This window comes from Pseudomonas marvdashtae, assembly GCF_014268655.2.
Lineage (GTDB): Bacteria > Pseudomonadota > Gammaproteobacteria > Pseudomonadales > Pseudomonadaceae > Aquipseudomonas > Aquipseudomonas marvdashtae.
Genome location: NZ_JABWQX020000001.1, coordinates 310,531 through 330,069, shown reverse-complemented (window position 1 = coordinate 330,069; position 19,539 = coordinate 310,531). Strand labels below are relative to the sequence as shown.

At 61.9% G+C, this 19,539-nt stretch carries 12 protein-coding genes; 2 read left to right on the top strand and 10 right to left on the bottom strand.

Annotated features, from left to right (window positions below; all coding sequences use genetic code 11):
* Positions 1-7 precede the first annotated feature (7 nt).
* On the bottom strand, positions 8-733 hold the full coding sequence (locus HU742_RS01580) for a TraX family protein (protein ID WP_186634351.1): 726 nt from the start codon (positions 731-733) through the stop codon (positions 8-10).
* 193 nt (positions 734-926) lie between these two features.
* Between HU742_RS01580 and HU742_RS01575 the strand changes: the two genes are divergently transcribed.
* Positions 927-1,967, top strand: coding sequence for a threonine aldolase family protein (locus tag HU742_RS01575; protein ID WP_186634348.1), 1,041 nt, complete (start codon positions 927-929; stop codon positions 1,965-1,967).
* A 201-nt stretch (positions 1,968-2,168) separates the two neighbouring features.
* Here HU742_RS01575 and gbcB read toward each other — a convergent pair whose 3' ends face one another.
* A complete protein-coding gene (gbcB, locus tag HU742_RS01570; RefSeq protein WP_186643494.1) occupies positions 2,169-3,269 on the bottom strand; it encodes a glycine betaine monooxygenase reductase subunit in 1,101 nt (366 codons plus the stop codon).
* Between the two features lie 284 nt (positions 3,270-3,553).
* Between gbcB and gbca the strand changes: the two genes are divergently transcribed.
* The gene (gene gbca / locus HU742_RS01565) at positions 3,554-4,846 is read left to right on the top strand and encodes a glycine betaine monooxygenase oxygenase subunit (RefSeq protein ID WP_186643493.1); all 1,293 of its coding nucleotides are present in this window, start codon (positions 3,554-3,556) and stop codon (positions 4,844-4,846) included.
* Between the two features lie 156 nt (positions 4,847-5,002).
* Here the strand turns inward: gbca and HU742_RS01560 are convergent, their stop codons facing one another.
* From HU742_RS01560 to HU742_RS01525, 8 genes are all read right to left on the bottom strand, one after another.
* Positions 5,003-6,250 carry a metallophosphoesterase gene (locus HU742_RS01560; protein ID WP_186643492.1) on the bottom strand — a complete coding sequence of 416 codons (1,248 nt, stop codon included), beginning with the start codon at positions 6,248-6,250 and terminating at the stop codon, positions 5,003-5,005.
* A 27-nt stretch (positions 6,251-6,277) separates the two neighbouring features.
* Positions 6,278-8,146 (bottom strand): c-type cytochrome, encoded by a 1,869-nt coding sequence (locus HU742_RS01555; protein WP_186643491.1) that lies wholly within the window; start codon positions 8,144-8,146, stop codon positions 6,278-6,280.
* 124 nt (positions 8,147-8,270) lie between these two features.
* Positions 8,271-11,723 carry a GMC oxidoreductase gene (locus HU742_RS01550; RefSeq protein WP_186643490.1) on the bottom strand — a complete coding sequence of 1,151 codons (3,453 nt, stop codon included), beginning with the start codon at positions 11,721-11,723 and terminating at the stop codon, positions 8,271-8,273.
* Between the two features lie 1,020 nt (positions 11,724-12,743).
* A complete protein-coding gene (etfB, locus tag HU742_RS01545; protein WP_186634329.1) occupies positions 12,744-13,514 on the bottom strand; it encodes an electron transfer flavoprotein subunit beta in 771 nt (256 codons plus the stop codon).
* A gap of 15 nt (positions 13,515-13,529) precedes the next feature.
* On the bottom strand, positions 13,530-14,750 hold the full coding sequence (etfA, locus tag HU742_RS01540; protein WP_186634326.1) for an electron transfer flavoprotein subunit alpha: 1,221 nt from the start codon (positions 14,748-14,750) through the stop codon (positions 13,530-13,532).
* Positions 14,750-16,714: a dimethylglycine demethylation protein DgcB gene (gene dgcB, locus HU742_RS01535; RefSeq protein ID WP_186643489.1), complete on the bottom strand. Its 1,965-nt coding sequence runs from the start codon at positions 16,712-16,714 to the stop codon at positions 14,750-14,752. Before dgcB ends, etfA begins: the two co-directional genes overlap by 1 nt.
* Before the next feature lie 157 nt (positions 16,715-16,871).
* Complete coding sequence (gene dgcA / locus HU742_RS01530) at positions 16,872-18,932, bottom strand: dimethylglycine demethylation protein DgcA (RefSeq protein WP_186634320.1); 2,061 nt, start codon at positions 18,930-18,932, stop codon at positions 16,872-16,874.
* A 15-nt stretch (positions 18,933-18,947) separates the two neighbouring features.
* Positions 18,948-19,478, bottom strand: a complete 531-nt coding sequence (locus HU742_RS01525; protein WP_186634317.1) for a 4-vinyl reductase — start codon at positions 19,476-19,478, stop codon at positions 18,948-18,950.
* Positions 19,479-19,539: the final 61 nt, after the last annotated feature.

Genomic DNA, 19,539 nt, shown 5'->3' with positions numbered 1-19,539 from the left:
CATGCGCTCAAATGGAATGGAGCACCGGCCCTGTGGTGATCTGGCGAACCGCGAGCAACAGCAGGAAATGCGCGGGGTACAGCGCATAAGCCCAACGCCGCATCGGCGGAGGATGAACACGACCGGCCTGGCGCAGAATCACCAGCCCCAACCATGGCGCAAACAGGCAAGTCACTAATCCCCAAATAGCCACCGCATCCCCCAGCCACGCCGCGCCATACAGCACCCGCCATTGATTGGCGGCCAGGCACACCAACCCCGGCAATAACGCGAAATACCAGGGCCGGCGAAACACCAGCAACATCGCCAACGGCAGCAACACGCCGAAGAGGCCGAACATCAGTCGCGACGAGAACAGCGCCGCCAACAGCAACGCCACCGCGGCCAGGCATCGGGCTTCCAAGGTTGGCGCCTGCCAACAGCGCGCCACCAACAGCCCCAGCACCAGCGTTGGCATTACATTCAAGGTGACGGGGTTAGGGATGAATAAACGGTAGGGGACTTCGCTGACGGCGCTGAACAACAACAGCCAACCCAAGTAACGCCACGAAGCGGTGCCGGCGCCACTGCGCGCCAGATTGGCCGCCATCGCCAGGCAGAACCACGGAAACGCCAGCCGCCCCGGCACATAGAGCCAATCGACGGAAAAACCGACATATCGCAGATGATCGAGGACCATCGATAACAGTGCCAACCACTTGAGCAGGTCCAGGGCAACGTCGCGTTGGCTCATGTGCTCAGTAGCCCGATGATTTTGTGATTTTCTGACAGAAACATCCCATGTGCTCCCTCGCTAATCTTGGGTAAAGTGCGCACCACATCGATCACGGCGTTGCGCACTCAAGCACGCCGAACCATGGAACCCCTCATCCGGGAATTCCGCCAGGGATCTCTTACCCAGGACTCTCTATTCAAGGAGCAAGGCCATGACCGACAAGAGTCAACAATTCGCCAGCGACAACTATTCCGGCATTTGCCCCGAAGCCTGGGCGGCCATGGAAGAAGCCAACCAGGGCCACCAGCGCGCCTATGGCGATGACGAATGGACCCACCGCGCGGCGGATGATTTCCGTGCCTTGTTCGAAACCGACTGCGAAGTGTTCTTTGCGTTCAACGGCACGGCGGCCAACTCCCTGGCCCTGTCATCGCTGTGCCAGAGTTACCACAGCGTGATCTGCTCGGAAACCGCCCACGTCGAAACCGACGAATGCGGCGCGCCGGAGTTCTTCTCCAACGGCTCCAAGTTACTGGTGGCACGCACCGAAAACGGCAAGCTGACCCCGGAATCAATCCGCGAGATCGCCCTCAAGCGCCAGGACATCCACTATCCCAAGCCGCGCGTCGTGACCCTGACCCAGGCCACGGAAGTCGGCAGCGTCTATACCCCGGAAGAAATTCGCGCGATCAGCGTCACCTGCAAGGAGCTGGGGCTGAACCTGCACATGGATGGCGCTCGATTCTCCAACGCCTGCGCGTTCCTCGGCTGCTCCCCGGCGGACCTGACCTGGAAAGCCGGCGTGGACGTGTTGTGCTTCGGCGGCACGAAAAACGGCATGGCGGTAGGCGAGGCGATCCTGTTCTTCAACCATGACCTGGCCGAAGACTTCGACTACCGCTGCAAACAGGCCGGGCAACTGGCTTCGAAGATGCGCTTCCTCTCCGCGCCCTGGGTCGGCCTGCTACAGAACGATGCGTGGCTCAAGCACGCTCGCCACGCCAATCACTGCGCGCAATTGCTGGCGAAACTGGTGAGCGACATTCCCGGCGTGGAACTGATGTTCCCGGTCCAGGCCAACGGCGTATTCCTGCAATTGTCGGAACCGGCTATCGCCGCGCTGACTGCCAAGGGCTGGCGCTTCTACACCTTCATCGGCAAGGGCGGCGCACGCTTCATGTGCTCCTGGGACACCGAGGAAGCGCGAGTGCGGGAATTGGCGGCGGATATTCGGGAAGTGATGAGCGCCTGAAGCATCGACCGATATCTTCGGTTTCTTGGGCTCTGGGGCTTTTAAGCTTTTGTGGCGAGGGAGCTTGCTCCCGCTGGGCTGCGCAGCAGCCCCCATGCGTTGTATCAGGTAGCGCGTATTTGCCAGATGACGACTGCTGCGCAGCCGAGCGGGAGCAAGCTCCCTCGCCACAGGGGGCTCACCGCTACCAGGATGGGCAGATCAGAAATCGATCCGCACATCCCCCTTCGGCACGCTGCAGCAAGACAGGATGTAACCCTCGGCCTCGTCGTCTTCGGTGATCCCGCCGTTGTGCTCCATCTCCACTTCCCCGCCCAGCTTCAGTACTTTGCAGGTGCCGCAGATGCCCATGCCGCAGGCCTTGGGGATCATCATGCCGAGCTTGGCGGCGGCGGCGTGGACGGTTTCTCCCGGCCCCACGCGGATGCTCTTGCCCGACGAGGTGAATTCCACCAGGTGCAGGTCCGCGGCATCGACTTCGGGAGCGTCCGCTGCCTGTTCGGCTTGTTCCACCGCATCGGCACGGGCTTCTGGTGGCGTAGCGCCGAAGGATTCCTCGTGGTACCGCTTCATGTCGTAGCCGGCCGCTTCCAGCAGACGCTTGACCGCGGTCATGTATGGGGTCGGGCCGCAACAGAACACTTCGCGCTCGAGGAAGTCGGGCACCATCAGTTCCAGCATCTTGTGGTTCAGATAACCGCGATAGCCGGCCCAAGGCTCGCCCAGGCCATGTTTTTCACAGATCAGGTGCAAGCTGAAGTTGTCGATCCGCGATGCCATGTGCTCCAGCTCGCGGTGGTAGATGATGTCCTTGGGCGAGCGGGCGCTGTGAATAAAGGTCATGTCGACATTGGCGTTGGTGTCGTAGTACCAGCGCGCCATGGACATCACCGGGGTAATCCCGACGCCGCCGCTGAGGTAGAGCACCTTGGGGCTGGAGAAGTCGATGGCGTTGAACAACCCCACCGGCCCGTGCACCGCCAACTCCTGGCCTTCGTGCAAGGTGTCGTGCAGCCAGTTGGACACCTTGCCCCCCGGCACGCGCTTGATGGTCACCGAGAAGCTGTAGGGCACCGACGGCGAGCTGGAGATCGTGTAGGAACGCATGATCGGCTGGCCTTCGATTTCCAGCTCCAGGGTGACGAATTGCCCGGGCTTGAAAAAGAACATGATCGGCTGGTCGGCCATGAAGCAGAAGGTGCGCACATCCCAGGTTTCCTGGATGACTTTGACGCAACGTACGATATGTCGGCCATTGGCCCAGGTCTGGGTGGTGACCGGGTTCAGGAAGTTATTGGACATGCTGATCTCCACGGCCGACTGTCGGCCTTCATGAGGGCGATTGTGCGCAGGCGCCTGGGTGACCATTTACCTATCTGCGACATTCACATACTTATCGCGACCAGCCCCCAACTACCGGGGCTTGCGCGTCGGGAACAGATTGGGCCATGTCGCCCATGGATAAGGTTGCGCCCCTGCGCGGCCCCACACTCGCCCCAACAGATAAACAAAGTTTTCTGCCTTGCGTAGCACAACCGATTAGCCATTTTCACCGGCTCCGCTTAGAGAGCCACGAGGATAAAACGATGGACACCACTACCCTGAGCCTGGGCGATCCGCTGGAACCCGCACGCAAGGCCACCGCGCAAATGTTGCAAGAGCGCGAGCGCACCTTCTCGCTGCCGCAGCCGTTCTACTCCGATGAGCGCCTGTTTGATATCGACATGCAGGAAATCTTTCAGAAGGAGTGGTTGATCGCCGGCATGACCTGCGAAATCCCGGCCAAGGGCAACTACCTGACGCTGCAGATCGGCAAGAACCCGATCATCGTGATTCGCGGCGCCGAGGGCGTGGTGCATGCGTTCCATAACGTCTGCCGCCACCGCGGTTCGCGGCTGTGCACCAGCGAAAAGGGCAAGGTCGCCAAGCTGGTCTGCCATTACCACCAGTGGACCTACGAGCTGGACGGTCGCCTGCTGTTCGCCGGTACCGAGATGGGCGCCGACTTCGACATGAAGCAGTACGGCCTCAAGCCGGTGAACGTGAAGACCGCTGGCGGCTATATCTTCATCAGCCTGGCCGAGAACCCGCCGGCCATCGATGACTTCCTGTCGACCCTGAACCATTACATGGAACCCTACGACATGGAGAACACCAAGGTGGCGATCCAGACCACCTTGTTCGAAAAGGCCAATTGGAAGCTGGTACTGGAAAACAACCGCGAGTGCTACCACTGCAACGCCTCGCACCCCGAATTGCTCAAGACCCTGCTGGAATGGGACGATGTCACCGACCCACGGGCCGACCAGGCTTTCAAGGACCACGTGGCCGCTTCCGCCGCCGCCTGGGACGCCGAGAAGATCCCTTACGCCCACGCCAGCTTCGGCCTGCGCAACCGCATCGTGCGCATGCCGCTGCTCAAGGGCACCGTGTCGATGACCATGGACGGCAAGCAAGGCTGCGCCAAGCTGATGGGCCGCATCAAGAACCCGGACCTGGGCTCGATGCGCATCCTGCACCTGCCGCACTCGTGGAACCACTGCATGGGCGACCACATCATCGTCTTCACCGTGTGGCCGATCAGCGCCCAGGAAACCATGGTCACCACCAAGTGGATCGTGCACAAGGACGCGGTCGAAGGCGTGGACTACGACGTGGCGCGCATGCGCGAAGTCTGGGACGCCACCAACGACCAGGACCGTCGCCTGGCCGAAGAAAACCAGCGCGGCATCAACTCCACCGCCTACCAGCCCGGCCCGTACTCCAAGACCTATGAGTTTGGCGTGGTGAACTTCGTGGACTGGTACAGCGAGCGCATGCTCAACAACCTGGGGGCCGAACCGGCGCCGTACCTCAAGGGCGTGCCGGTCCAGGGTTAAAACCCAGCGCTTCGGCTGATCATTCCCACGCTCCGCGTGGGAATGCAGCCCGGGACGCTCTGCGTCCAAAAAGCCGAACGCGGAGCGTCCGTAGAGGCATTCCCACGCAGAGCGTGGGAACGATCATCACACCAGTGACGCAGAGCGTGGGAACGATCATCGGCTGGACGACCACCGCACACTGCCATCCTCCCCATAAAACGTCTCGATAATCTCCTCCCCCCTCAGCTGCACTTTCACATACCCATTCAACACCCGCTCCGGATACGCCTCGTCCCCCGCCAATTCGGTTTCCGACCACAACACCCGCGCATGCCCGTTCAGCTCGCTGGTGGTGCCGTAAGGGATCGCACCATGCCCGGCACAGCGCGCGTGCAGCCCGCCTTGCGGCGCGTAGCAAATGCCGTTGTGCAGATGGCCCCAATACCAGTAGTCCGGTTCACGCCCCAGGGCATCGCACACCGGTTGGTAAAGCGCGGTCTTGTTGTGTCCGGAAATATCGAAGCCCTGATGATGACTGAGCACCATCAATTTCTTGCGCTTGGGCAGGGTTTTCATCCATTCGATCTGCTGGGTGTTGAGGGTGCCGTCCATGTATAGGTTCATCGCGTCCGAGGCGTAGGCACTGTCGAGGCCAACCACCAGCCAATCATCGTTGTACAAGGCGAAATAGCTGGTGCCCTGTTGCACCGGAAAACGCGCCGCGAGTTCCTTGAAATAGCCGTGGCCGCCGCTGTACATCTCGTGGTTGGAATTGAGGGTGAACGCGCCGTGCTTGCCCTGGGGCCAGCCGGCCATGTCGACGTCTTCCTGGGAATGGGTGCCGGCGTAATACACGTCGCCCAGGTGGATGGTGAAATCCGCCAGGGCCAATTGCATCTGGTTGGCCACCGCCACCGCCGGGGCGTGGCTGTCGAACGGCCCGGTGCCCCAGTCGCCGGCGATGGCCAGTACCACGTCGTTGTCCATTTTCACCAGCGCCGGGTTCGTGGCGAACGGCGCGTGGTGGCGCAGGTTTTCGATCCACTTGAGCAGCGCCTCGCTCCACAACAAGTCCAACAGCTCCCATTTACGACAGCCCAGTAACGTACCGTCCTTGAGCACGCGGGTCGGCAAATCCTCTTCTTTTTGCGGCAACGGCGTGGCGTTGCCGAGCTTGAGGATCGACAAGCCGTGGGCCAGTTCCCATGGCACGGCCGGTTCATCGTCCGGCAGATCACCGTGGTCGATGACGTGCCGGGCCTGGTCGTGGCCGCGTTGCAGCAGTTTGACGATGGCCTCGAACTCCTCGGGTTCCAGGTCGTTAACGAGTTTTTTCCAGGACATTTCCAGCCGCGTGACCAACCCGTGCAGGCGGACCTTGACCTTGTCGAACTCATGTTCCCAATGGTGCAGTAATGACATGTGAACGCTCCTTCGTTGTGCCCTGGGTCACAGGGTTTTCATGAATTCGATCAGGGCCCGCTTGTCGACGTCCGGCAGCTGCGTGCCATACAGGTGACCGCCGTTGTGGTTGCCTTCCAGGCGGGTGTCGTATTTGAAATCCGCCGACGCCTTCATTTGCGCCCCGCGGGTGATGAAGCCGACTTTCTCCTGGTCGTAGATGTCGGAGCCGGTGTAGAACACTTGCGGCCGTTGCTCCGGCGCTTGCAGCAAATCCCAGAGGGTCGGCACCGAGCCGTTGTGCAGGTAAGGCGCGCGCAGCCAGATGCCGTCGGTGGGCGTGTTGCTGTAGCTCTGGGTCTTGCGGTAGGCGCCAAAGTCGAACGGCGGTTTCTTGAAGCCGTGGAACGCCGTCACCAGGCCGGTGGTGAAGGAATTCAGGCGATGGGGGTCGGTGCCCAACTGGTCGATATGGGTGGTGACCTGGCCGGTGTCGCTGCGGCCAAAATCGTGGCAACTGGCGCAGTTCTTATCCCAGATCGGTTTGCCCTGGGCGACTTTCGCCTGGTCCAGGGCGAACGGCCAGGCCGGTGCCTTGTGGCCCAGCAGCCAGTTGGTCACCCGGTTGAAACTCGGTGGCAGCACCGATTCCGGCGTCGCTCCCACGGCCATGGCCGCGGCGTAGTTGCGTTCGTGGATCTTGTTGTTATTGCCGTCCCAGTGCAGGTACATGGACTCGCGGGGTTTCTGGTTCCAGACCTGTGGCAGGTCCACGGTGCCGATGGTGGAATCATCCGGGAAGCCGAACACCACCATTTTGGTCGGGTTGAAGGTGTCGGTCCGCCCAGGTCCCTGGGCCGGACGCAGCTTCTGCCAGGCGTAGGCCTGCTTCTGCTTGAGCAGCGCACTCTTGGCCATCGGAATGATCAGGTAGCGGTTATAGAGTTTTTCGAAAAAACCCAACTGGAACTTGCCATTGATCGCCGCCATCACCGCATCGGGGGTGAATTTCGGATCGCTGGCGCACTCGTAGGCGAACCACTGGAAGGCTTGCAGCTGCAGGGTATTGGCCGGCGCGGCGGCAACGGGCACCGCGACGTCAGTGGCATTGGCCCGATAGGAACCGGTGTGGCACAAGGCGCAATTCGGCTCGACCGTGGGGTAACCGAGTTGCCGCTTGGCCATGCCGATGGGCAGGTCGTTGCCGTCTTCATAGAGGAAACCGAACACCTCGTAGCCGCCCGGCTTGGGCAGTTTTTCCGGGCACATCTGCGGCAGCACGGCGAACAGGTAGTAGGGAATGCGTGCTTCGATGCCCAGGCCGATGGCGGCGTATTTGTAGTGGTCTTCATCGGAGGCAAAGTCCGGCTGCGGCACCTCCCGGATCATCTGGTACCAGGTCTGGTAGCCGATGAAACCCAGCAGCACGACCACCACCCATGTGCCGACCTTGAAACCATGGCGCTGCCAGCGCAGCGCCCAACCAGCGCGCCATTCCCGCCAACCGGCGCAGAGCAAGGCCAGCGGACGATTGGCCACCGGGCTGCCCAGGTACAGCAGCACGCCGAGGATCAGGAACATGCTCAGGTCGCCCATCAACATCGGCACGAACAGCGAACCCTGGTTGTTGGTGTTGATCAGGTAGATCCAGAACACCACCGCCACCAGCCGCGACAGCACGCACAACCATGAATGCACGACGAAACGCGGCGCGTTGAACCCCGAGGGCATGTAGAACAGGCTGATCCCCACCAGCAACATGCCGGCGTTTTCCAGCCAGGGATCGGACAATACGGGCGGCAGGCCGATCATGGACGTCAGCAACGCCGGCGCGAACAGCGCCGGGATCGCGAAGACCATGTTCATGATGATTCCGATCCAGATGATGCGTTGGAACCAGCGGATACAAGTGTTCATGGCTTTCCCCTTGATCGTTCCCACGCTCCGCGTGGGCATGCATCCCGTGACGCTCTGCGTCACAACAGCGGACGCTGAGCGTCCATGGCGGCATTCCCACGCGGAGCGTGGGAACGATCAAGCGTCAACCGAGCGCCGTTTTCTCCAGGTGCTCAAGGATGATCGGATACACATCCACCACCGCATCCTTGCCGAACATGCAGTCGATATGACCGTACCCCGGCACTTCGTGGCGGCTGAACAACTGCGGGCCGTGCATCTCGCACAGTCGCTCGTAGGTCTTGAGGGTGCTTTGCGGCAGGTAGCACTGGTTGTCGGCGCCGCTGATGAAGCAGATCGGCAACTTCAGCCGATCGAAATGCGGCATGTAGACGTCGTTGCCCTTGAAGTCCACCAAGTGCCCCTTGCGCACGATCAGCGCCAAGTGCTCGAAGGTCTGGATGTTCGACTCGCCGAACAACTCATGCAGGTTGTCGTGAAGGGTTTCGTTGAGGGTGTCGTGGCGGTACAGCGACGCATACATGAACGTGATGCGATGGCAGACCGGGTTGGTGCAATAGCCCTGGGCCTCGATCCGGGCATAGCCGTTGAGGGCCTTGTCGTAGAGTTTGTTGAACCAGCTTTCCTTGGTGTCGGCGTAGGCCGTCATGGATTTGATGCCGATGGCATCGAGCATTCCCGGCAAGTGCAGCCCGGCCTTCAGTCCGGTGGCGGTGGCGACCACCGTGTCGGCGGCGATCTGCGAGCAGACCACCGAGCGCACCCCTTGCAAGCCCGCCAGCATCGACATGAAAAAGGTTGTCGCGCCGTAGCAATGCACCACGCATTGCACGTCACGGGCCAGGGTCGCTTGCTGGATCTGTTCGATGGCGGCCTTGAAGTCGTACTGGGCCACCTGATCGCCGTTCCATTCGTTCTTGCTGGCCGGCAGCAGGATGCTCACCCGCAGATCCAGCAGCCAGACGTCGTACTCGTGCTTGCACAGGTATTCCAGCAGGTTGGTGTGAATGGTGTCGGTGGAGAAGATATTCGAGCCCACGCCCAGGCCATGGACCAACATCACCGGGCCTTTGCTGCCGGCCTGGTAGCGGGTCAGGCGCAACTCGACGTTGTCTTCGGTCTGGAAGAAATGCACCACCGGCGCCGGCGCATCCAGTGGCCGTTTCAACCGGGGCGGCGCGTCCGGGTTGAAGTAGACGTCACCGGCGAAGACCCCGCCGTAGCTCTCCCACAGGATCTCGGCGAAGAACTTGCCGAACCGCGCCAGCGCCTCCACGCGCTCACGCTCATTGCGCGCGTTGAGCACTTTCATGGTGGTCATCTGCTTGGCGAAGTCGGCCGGCAGGATGTGCATCACACCGCAGCCGAGCACCGCGCCGGTCTTGTCCGGCCCGCGATAAAGCGTGACGTAGAGGGTGCTGGTGTCGTGCCAGATATTCAGCACGCCATTGTCCTCGGGCACGGTCTTGAACGCGCTGAAGAAATAGTCGCTGCCGTCTTCGGCGGTCAGTTTCATGTCGTAGTTCATGTGCCGCACGCCGACCTGTTCCTGGTACTGCTCGAACAGGTTGAACACCCCATTGCTGGCGACCAGTGGCTTGGATGACAGCAATGGCGCATCGAGGGTGCCGACCAGGGTCGCGGCGTGCTCCGGCTCCTTGATCAGGCGATCGAGGTCGGCGCCGGTAATGGTCAGCGTGAATTCGATGGGTGAGTTATCGGCCTTGCCGCGCTTGGCTGCCGCTTCGTAAGCGTTGAGGTCGGTGCCTTGGGGCTGGGTGAACGCCGTGGAGAAGTAACCTTTCATGGTTTCGGTGAACTGCACGCCGAGTGTCGGCGCCGCCACCGGTTTGCGCGGGGCCGAAGGCAAGGTGTAGTCGATCAGCCAACCTCGATCGGCCGCCAGCAGTCCCATGTTGCGTTCACTCACCGCCGAAATGGTCAGCAACGGATTGACCGCCAGGGAGGTCGGGATGACCGAGCCGTCCGTCACGTAAAGCCCTGGGTAGACGTCGGTGCCACTGGCGCCACTGAACACCTGTCCTTTGTGATTGACCACGCCTTGGATGGCGTCCTCGCCCATCACGCAACCGCCCAGCGGATGGACCGAGACGATGCTGTGCTTGAGCAGCTTGGTCCAGATCGGGTTCTCGACCCAGATCCCGCCCAGCGCCTTGGTGCTCTGATGCAGGCGTTCGTTGCCGAGGGTAACGTTTTCCTGCTCGCCGACACCGGACCAGTCGATACGCAGTTGGTCCTTGTGGTCGAGCACCATGCGGCCCTTGCCGTTGTCATGGCTCATGATCAGGTAAGTCTGCATGTTATGCAGCGCGCCGTAATACGGGCCGCGCAGGAAGCTTTCGGCCTCGCGCCCCTTGTACCGGAGGCTGGCACCGAAACCGGTGTCGGTGGGCACGCCGATCATCTCGGCGAACGCTGCCATGCTCGGCACCATGGCCCGACCGAGGGCGCCCGGAATCGAACCTTCCTCGATCACCATGCGGCTGCGCCAATCGCCTTCGGTGCGCATGTCGATCACCGAGGTGATGCAAGGCCCCACTGGCTCCAGCTCCTTGGCCGAATGCGCACCGAAGCCGATGCCGTTGATGACCTGGTCGCAGTTGTGGCCGAAGCCGAGGATATCGCCGTTGCCGCTCATGTTCTCGCCCAGTTGACTGGACGTCGACAAGCCTTTGTCCCGTGAGCGCAACATGATTTCGGTGGAGCCCAGCGTGCCAGCGGAGACCACTACAATGTCGGCCCGCACGAACAGCGTCGGTGCCGAAAACATCTCGCGACCGCTGTCCAGGTATTGGAAATGCACGATCCAGCCATCGCCATCGCGCTCCAGATGCCGCACTTCGGCCTGGCAGAAAATCTCGGTGCCGTGGTTCCAGGCGTCGGGCAGATAATTCATCAGCGTGGTGTTCTTGGCCTTGTTGTTACAGCCCGAAACGCAGTCGCCGCAACCATTGCACGGCAATTGTTCGACGCCGACATGGTTGAGGTTGTTCGGCAGCTTGTCGAAGGTCACGTTGATCGGCGGCTTGTAGAAATGCGCGCCCTGCTTGAGGTAATCAGCGGATTTCTTATGGGCATCGAGCTTGGGCAGGTTTGGCGCCGATGCCGGATAAGGAGTGGGTTTGAGCATCTCCCGCGCCCGCGCATAGCCGTCCTTGAGCAACGTGTCGCTGTGCTCGCGCATCGCCAGCGGCCAGCGCGGGTCCTCGAACACGCCCGGCTCGGCTTCCAGCGCGACGTTGGCATTGATCAGCGAGGTGCCGCCCAGGCCACACCCGACCACTACGTTCTGCTGGGCGTTGACGTGCAGGTCGAACAGGCCGGTACGCGAACCGATGTGGCCGTCCGGGTCATGCACCTGCAACTCCTCGGTGGCCGCGAGCAACGTGTTGGGGTATTCGCCCGGCTGGATCTCCCGGCCACGTTCCAACAGACAGACGCTGCGCCCGGCCCGGGACAGGCGCGACGCGGCAATGCCGCCGCCGTAGCCGGAACCAATGACAATGACGTCGTAGTGTTCCTTGATTTCACTGATGGGGGTCGATATCCGTGTCATGTTCAAGTCCTCTCAGGCAGAAAAGGGCAACTCTGCGGTTGCCTGCAAATCGATAGGCGCACGTACGCCTGGCCACTATCCCGTTCGGGTTAAAGCGGCAGTCAACGGTGTGAATGGAAAAAACTCAGGGGCTATAGGCGCGCACGCTGGTTGGCGGCACGACGACGAATGCGCTTGAGAATCGAGGTGGGAGGTGTCGGGATGCACGTCAACGCAAAAGCGAGGTACGAGCGAGGGGCCTGGCTATCCATCATGCGTTCTCCCTGAACCTGATATGGATAAAAGTCGCGGTGTCCTGGTCCGTGAGTGAAGACACCGGACAGGCAAGCGTCAAGGCAGTTCCTTAGAACTGTATGAAATTTGACCTATCGCATTCGGCGCTAAGCCCGCCGCGGCTCCTAGCGTTCGGCGAACAAGTTATCCACACGACCGCCCACAGCAAATGGGGACAAATGCATCCAGGCCTTACTTTTTTTTAGCAGCAACGTGAATAAAAACCGTGACTTATGAACAATGACGGTTTTATAGCGTGACTGGTTGTTTTTTGATCATCTGCCTATAGGCCACGTCAGAGGAGGGCTGTGGCGGTGAGCGAACATCTTATCCACAGAAGCACCAACAGTGTTTGGGGATAATTTTGACGATTCTGTGGAAAACCTGTTTAGCAGCGACTAGACAGGCGTCTCTGAAAGGCTTTCTTGAAAAAAAACAGCCAATCGGTCATTTTTTGATCAGGAGACTTTAAGCCCCGTTCCGTATGGCTTGTAGCGTATAGCGAACATCTTATCCACAGAAGCGCCAACAGAGATTGGGGGCAAGTTTCGTCGGGAGCAGAATCTTTTCACCGACAAAACCCAATAAAAACCGTGGGTTAGGCTGGTCGTTTTTTGATCGCAGGTCTGGAGCGCCTGGTTTACATGGGGTGCAGCGAGGGGCGAACAGGTTATCCACAGAGGCGCACACAGACATTGTGGGTAACACACCCGCCCGCTTCCACAGTGGATTTGGGCGCTCCAGGGATTAGCGAACCACCCCTTCCTCCACCAACAATTTGAGAATCGCCTCGGCCCCCGCCTCAGGGGTGACACCCTTGAGCACCTGCCCACCTCCGCCGCTGGCCTTGGCCGTGGCGGCTTTCATGCGGTCGGCACCGCTTTTGGCCTTGATCACTTTCAAGCGCTTGGGCCGTGGTTTGGCCGGTTGCAGGGTCGCCACTGTCAGCAAGTTGTCGTCGACCACTTCGACTTCTTCAGCCTGTAATGCGCCACGCTGCGCCGGGCCGTAGGCACTTTGTCGGGGTTTGGGGGCGGCGTTATCCACAGTCGCGAGAAAGGGCAGGCGCACCTTGAGCCGCCGCCGCTGGCCGCGCGGCAAGGCTTGCAGCACCAGGGCCGCGCCATTCTCAATGGACTCGACCTGGGCCAGCCCCACCACCAGCGGCCAACCGAGGCTCTCCGCCAGCAAAAACGGCAGCATGCCCGACCCTTCGCCGGTTTCCGCCTGGCTGCCGGTGAGCACCACTTGGGCGCCAGCGTCACGCAGGTAGTCGGTGAGGGCCGGCAGCGCGTCGGCCCCATCAGGGTTTTCCAGGACGTGGAGTTCGTCCAGGCCCATGCCCAGGTAGGCGCGCAGGGCCGGTTCGGCCACGTCGCCGGCGTGCAGCACTCGCAGGTCGTTGCCGGCCAGCTGCAGGCCCAGTTCCACGGCGCGGGCATCTTGCTCGGCCCGTCGAGGTCGACCAGAGGTCGGGTGGGCGCCGATGGAGACGAGGCTGATCACTTGGGTAGTCATGAACGTTTCCTTAGCTTAAGCCGCATCGCGCTTGGCTTCGTTGCGGTAAGCCTCTACCGCCGCGATCAAGGCCTGGAGAATCGCCGCGCTGTCACCGATCACCGACAAGTCTGCCCGTTTGATCATGTCGCAACCCGGATCGAGATTGATCGCCACGACTTTGTCGCAGGCGCCAATGCCTTGCAGGTGCTGGATCGCCCCGGAAATTCCCACGGCCACGTAGACCCGCGCCGTGACCCAGGTGCCGGACGCGCCGACCTGGCGATCCCGAGCCATGAACCCGTCGTCCACTGCCACCCGTGAAGCGCCTTCGGTGGCGCCCAGGGCTGCGGCGGCCTGGTGAAAAAGCGCCCAGTCCTTGACGCCGTTGCCCCCGGAGAAAATGAATTCCGCCTCCGCCATCGGGATCGCGCCCGGGTCCACCGCCACCGCACCGAGGTCTTCGATGCGCGACAAGCTTCTGGCCACGCTTGTGGATAACTCTACCGGCAAGGCTTCGTGGCGGGTTTCACTGACCGGTTCGGCGCATTCGGCCGCCGCCAGGATCAAGCGTGCCAACGGTCGAGCCAAGTCTTGCAGGCCCGCACCGGCGCGGCCGATGCATTCCTCGCCCTTGACCTGCCAGACCCGCGTGGCCGGGCGTTCGCCCACGGCTGCGGCAAAGCGCCGGCCCAGTTCTCCACCGCCGCTGCGGCTGTCAGGCAGCAGCCAATGGCGTGGGTTGAACTGGTTATCCACAGCCCGCAGGCCTTGCACCCGTTGTTCCGGTGCATAACCGCTGAATTCCTCGCCATTGAGTACCAACAAACGGTCGACACCCGCCGTGGCGAAGGTGCTTTCCTTATGCTCGCCAAACACCACCGCCAACACCGCACCGTCACTCCCGGCAAGCTGATGGGCCAGGCCCAGCAGATCGCGGTCGTGGCTACTGAGGCGGCCACCGACCATGTCCGGCACCACGCAGATGTGGAACGCCGGTTGCGGCACCTGATGCAGCGGCAATTGCACTTCAACGGCCGCGGTGCGTTTGCTCGCCCCACCCTGCTGGGCACCGCTGCGATCAATCCGCTTGATCCCATTGGGGCCGATGAAACCGACACCATGGACGTTCTTGCGGATGACCCCGTTAGGCCCCATCCAGCTGTGTTGTACCGGTTGCATGGCCGCGTGCAGCGGGTGCAGGCGGTTGCGGGCGATCCACTCGGCGCGAGGGTCGCGGCGGATAATGTCGCTCATCAATGCACCTCCGCGGGTTCACGTTTGGCCGGAGCCACAGGTTTGGCCAGGGCTGCATCTTCCAGCAGCGCATCGGCCACCAATTCGGCAATGTCCTTGATCATCGGCCGTGGTTCGACCACGCCTTCGAGCATCGCGGTGCATTGTGGACAACCCACGGCCACCAGTTCGGCGCCGGTTTCGCGAATGTCTTCCATGCGCATGTCGGGAATCCGCTGCTTGCCCGGGATGTCGGTGATCGGCGCACCGCCACCGCCGCCGCAGCAACGCGAACGGAAACCGGAACGCTGCATTTCCTTGACCTGGATGCCCAGCGCACGCAGCACCTGGCGCGGCGCCTCGTATTCGCCGTTGTAGCGGCCCAGGTAGCACGGGTCGTGATAGGTCACGCTGTCGCCCTTGTGCTGACCGAGGTTCAGCGCGCCGGCGTCGATGATTTCCGCCAGGTAGGTGCTGTGGTGCTGCACGAGGTAGTTGCCGTCGAAGGCGCCGTATTCGTTTTTCAGCACGTGGAAGCTGTGGGGGTCGCAGGTGACGATGCGGTTGAAGCTGTATTTGGCCAGGGTCTGGATGTTGCGCTTGGCCAACAGCTGGAACGTCGCTTCGTCACCCAGGCGCCGGGCCACGTCGCCGCTGTCGCGTTCTTCGAGGCCGAGCACGGCGAAGTCGATCTTCGCTGCCTTGAGCACTTTGACGAAGGCGCGCAGGGTGCGCTGGTTGCGCATGTCGAAGGCACCGTCGCCGACCCAGAACAGCACGTCGGTGGATTTTTTCTCGCTGAGCAGGTTCAGGTTCAGGTCCGCCGCCCAGTTCATCCGCCCGCCTGGGGCGAAGCCGCCAGGGTTGTCGGTGGCGATGAGGTTTTCCAGCACCTCGGCGCCTTTGTTCGGCGTGGCGCCTTTCTCCAGGGTCAGGTGGCGGCGCATGTCGACGATGGCATCGACGTGCTCGATCATCATCGGGCATTCCTCGACGCACGCCCGGCAGGTGGTGCAGGACCACAGGGTCTCGGCGTCCACCAGGCCGTTGACGATGGGCTGGTGTGGATTGCCGCTGTGTTCGCCCACGGGTTTACCCGGGTAGGGGCTGCCGGCGAATTTCGCATCGGTGCCGCCGGCCAGGCCGACGACCATGTCCTGGATGAGTTTTTTCGGGTTCAGCGGCTGGCCGGCAGCGAACGCCGGGCAGGCCGCTTCGCACTTGCCGCACTGCACGCAGGCGTCGAAGCCCAGCAATTGGTTCCAAGTGAAGTCCTTGGGTTTTTCCACACCCAGCGGTGCGGCGGGGTCGTTCAGGTCCAACGGCTTGAGACCGGTGGAACGGCCACCGCGCCCATCTTTTCTAGAGAACCGCTCGGGGCGACGGTGCCAGGCCAGGTGCAGGGCACCGGCGAAGGCGTGCTTCATCGGCCCGCCCCAGGTCATGCCGAAGAACAGTTCCGACACGCCCCACAACACGCCGACACCCAGGATCGCCGCCACCAGCCAACCACCGAAATTTTCCGGGAGGATGCCTGCCACCGGCAGGGTCAGCAGGAAGAACGACGCCGAGAAGGCCAGCAGGCTTTTCGGCAGGCGCATCCACGGGCCCTTGGACAAACGGGCGGGCGGATTGCGCCGACGCAGGTACATGAAGATCGCACCGACGAACATCACCGCCGACATCAGCAGCAGGGCGTAACCGAGGATGCGGTTGTGCAAGCCAAAACCGTGCACCAGGATCGCCAACACAATCGACGCCACCGCCCCGCCCGCCGTGGCGACGTGGGTATTGGCAATGTACTTGTCCCGCGCCACCACGTGGTGCAGGTCCACCATGTAGCGCTTGGGCATGGCGAAGAGGCCACCGATCAGGTCGACTTTCGACGGTCGTCCCCGGCGCCACATGTTCACCCGCCGCAAGGCACCAAGGACCGCGAGGCCCAGGGCTGCGAACAGCAGGATTGGAAGAAGGGTGTTCAACATGGTGAAGCTCCCACCAAGACATCTGGAGAAACGCCACTGATCGTTCCTCACGCTCTGCGTGGGAATGCCTCAATGGACGCTCCGCGTCCGCTTTTGGGACGCAGAGCGTCCCGGGCTGAATTCCCACGCAGAGCGTGGGAACGATCAGTTCAACGACTTAAAAATCCTTGCACAACCGCAGGGCGTCATAGATGGCGGCGTGAGTATTACGCTGGGCCACGCAGTCGCCGATGCGGAACAGCAGGTAGCCATCGCCGCTCTGCTCCAGGCACGGCTGGGGCTTGATCGCGAACAGGGCTTCGACGTCGATCTGGCCCTTGTTGCGCGAACCTTCCTTCAGCGCGTAGTAGATTTCTTCGTCCGGCCGCACGCCGTTCTCCACCACCACCTGGTCCACCACGCGCTCTTCCTTGGCGCCGGTGTATTCGTTCTCCAGCACCGCCACCAGCTTGTCGCCTTCGCGGTAGACCTTCTCCAGCATCATGTCCCCGGTCATGATCACTTCCTTGGGGTACATGCTGCGGTAGTAGGTGGGGAACGACGTCCCGCCAATGGCCACGCCCGGCTTGATATCGTCAGTGACGATCTCGACCTGGCTGCCCTTGTCGGCGAGGAAGTCGGCCACCGACATGCCGGTGAACTCGCAGATGGTGTCGTAGACCAGCACGTTCTTGCCCGGCGCCACCTTGCCGTCGAGCACGTCCCAGCTGCTGACCACCAGCCCTTCGGCGGCGCCCCAGTGTTCGTTCTGCTCGATGAATGGATGCCCGCCGACGGCCAGCACCACCACATCCGGACGCAGGTCCATGATGGTCGGCGCATCCGCCGCCACGCCCAGGCGCAGGTCGACTTTCAGCCGCGCCAGTTCCAGTTGGAACCAGCGGGTGATACCGGCGATCTGGTCCCGTTGCGGGGCTTTCGAGGCGGTGGTGATCTGCCCGCCGATGAATTCCTTTTTCTCGAACAGGGTCACATCGTGTCCACGTTCGGCGGCCACACGCGCCGCTTCCATCCCGGCCGGGCCGGCACCGACCACCACGACTTTGCGCTTGGGCCCGGTGGACTTCTCGATGATGTGCGGCACACCCATGTATTCACGGGACGTCGCGGCGTTCTGGATGCACAGCACGTCCAGCCCTTGGTACTGGCGGTCGATGCAGTAGTTGGCACCAACGCACTGCTTGATCTGGTCGATCTGGCCCATCTTGATCTTGGCGATCAGGTGCGGGTCGGCGATGTGGGCGCGGGTCATGCCGACCATGTCGACGTAACCGCCCTCCAGGATCCGCGTGGCCTGGTTCGGGTCCTTGATGTTCTGCGCATGCAGCACCGGGACCTTGACTACTTCCTTGATACCGGCGGCCAGGTGCAGGAACGGCTCCGGTGGATAACTCATGTTCGGGATAACGTTGGCCAGGGTGTTGTGGGTGTCGCAACCCGAGCCCACCACGCCGATGAAATCGAGCATGCCGGTGTCGTCGTAATACTTGGCGATCTGCTTCATGTCCTCGTGGGACAAGCCGTCCGGGTGGAACTCGTCACCGCACAGGCGCATGCCCACGCAGAAATCGTCGCCCACTTCGGCACGCACGGCCTTCAACACTTCCAGGCCGAATTTCATGCGGCCTTCGAAGCTGCCGCCCCATTCGTCGGTCCGCTTGTTGACCCGCGGGCTCCAGAACTGGTCGATCATGTGCTGGTGCACGGCGGACAGTTCGACACCGTCCAGGCCTCCGGCCTTGGCGCGCTTGGCGGCGCTGGCATAGTTGCCGATCACCCGCCAGATTTCTTCCGGCTCGATGGTCTTGCAGGTGGCACGGTGCACCGGCTCACGCACGCCGGACGGCGACATCAGGGTCGGCCAGTTGAAACCGTCCCAGCGCGAGCGACGACCCATGTGGGTAATCTGGATCATGATCTTGGCGCCATGCTTGTGCATGGCGTCGGCCAGGTTCTGGAAGTGCGGGATGATGCGGTCGGTGGACAGGTTCACCGAGCTCCACCATTCCTGCGGGCTGTCGATGGCGACCACCGACGAGCCACCGCAGATCGCCAGGCCGATGCCGCCCTTGGCCTTCTCTTCGTAGTACTTCACATACCGGTCGGTGGTCATGCCGCCGTCGGTGGCGTAGACCTCGGCGTGCGCGGTGCTGAGCACGCGGTTGCGGATGGTCAGCTTGCCGATCTGGATCGGCTGGAACATTGCTTCAAAAGCCATGGTGCGATCCTCGACTTACAACGGCTTGACGATGAACAGGCCGTCGTCGTGGCCTTCTTCGGAACCGCCGTAGACCTGTTCGGCCACGGTGCGGATCTGGCTGCCGCGAGCGGCGAGGATCTGGTCCATGGCGCCGGCGAACCAGCCGGTGAACATGTAGTCGACCTTGCGCCCGACCTTGCCATACACATAGACGAACGCCGAGTGTTCGAGCTTGACGCTGGCGGTGCCTTTGTCCAGGTCGATGTCCTGGATCTTGAACAGGCCCCAGCCACGTTGGGACAAGCGCTTCATGTAGTGCTCGAACACCGCGACGCCTTCCAGGCCGTGGCATTCGGCTTCTTTTTCACACCAGTGCCAGGCGGACTTGTAGCCGGCCTTGTAGAGAATGTCGGCGTAGGCGTCGGCGCCCAGCACTTCCTCGATGCCCATGTGGTTGTTGACGAAGAAGTGACGCGGTACGTACAGCATCGGCAGGGCGTCGGACGTCCAGACACCGGTTTCGCTGTCGACTTCGATAGGCAGTTGCGGGGCGATCTTGGCCATGAAAACTTGACTCCGGAAATTCGTGATGTGCCTGCGGCGTGGGTGGCCGCAGGTAAAGGAT

Excerpts from the sequence above, each read along its gene's own strand:
- HU742_RS01580 (WP_186634351.1), bottom strand. The coding sequence starts at position 733 with ATGAGCCAACGCGACGTTGCCCTGGACCTGCTCAAGTGGTTGGCACTG.
- HU742_RS01575 (WP_186634348.1), top strand. The coding sequence starts at position 927 with ATGACCGACAAGAGTCAACAATTCGCCAGCGACAACTATTCCGGCATT.
- gbcB (WP_186643494.1), bottom strand. The coding sequence starts at position 3,269 with ATGTCCAATAACTTCCTGAACCCGGTCACCACCCAGACCTGGGCCAAT.
- gbca (WP_186643493.1), top strand. The coding sequence starts at position 3,554 with ATGGACACCACTACCCTGAGCCTGGGCGATCCGCTGGAACCCGCACGC.
- HU742_RS01560 (WP_186643492.1), bottom strand. The coding sequence starts at position 6,250 with ATGTCATTACTGCACCATTGGGAACATGAGTTCGACAAGGTCAAGGTC.
- HU742_RS01555 (WP_186643491.1), bottom strand. The coding sequence starts at position 8,146 with ATGAACACTTGTATCCGCTGGTTCCAACGCATCATCTGGATCGGAATC.
- HU742_RS01550 (WP_186643490.1), bottom strand. The coding sequence starts at position 11,723 with ATGACACGGATATCGACCCCCATCAGTGAAATCAAGGAACACTACGAC.
- etfB (WP_186634329.1), bottom strand. The coding sequence starts at position 13,514 with ATGACTACCCAAGTGATCAGCCTCGTCTCCATCGGCGCCCACCCGACC.
- etfA (WP_186634326.1), bottom strand. The coding sequence starts at position 14,750 with ATGAGCGACATTATCCGCCGCGACCCTCGCGCCGAGTGGATCGCCCGC.
- dgcB (WP_186643489.1), bottom strand. The coding sequence starts at position 16,714 with ATGTTGAACACCCTTCTTCCAATCCTGCTGTTCGCAGCCCTGGGCCTC.
- dgcA (WP_186634320.1), bottom strand. The coding sequence starts at position 18,932 with ATGGCTTTTGAAGCAATGTTCCAGCCGATCCAGATCGGCAAGCTGACC.
- HU742_RS01525 (WP_186634317.1), bottom strand. The coding sequence starts at position 19,478 with ATGGCCAAGATCGCCCCGCAACTGCCTATCGAAGTCGACAGCGAAACC.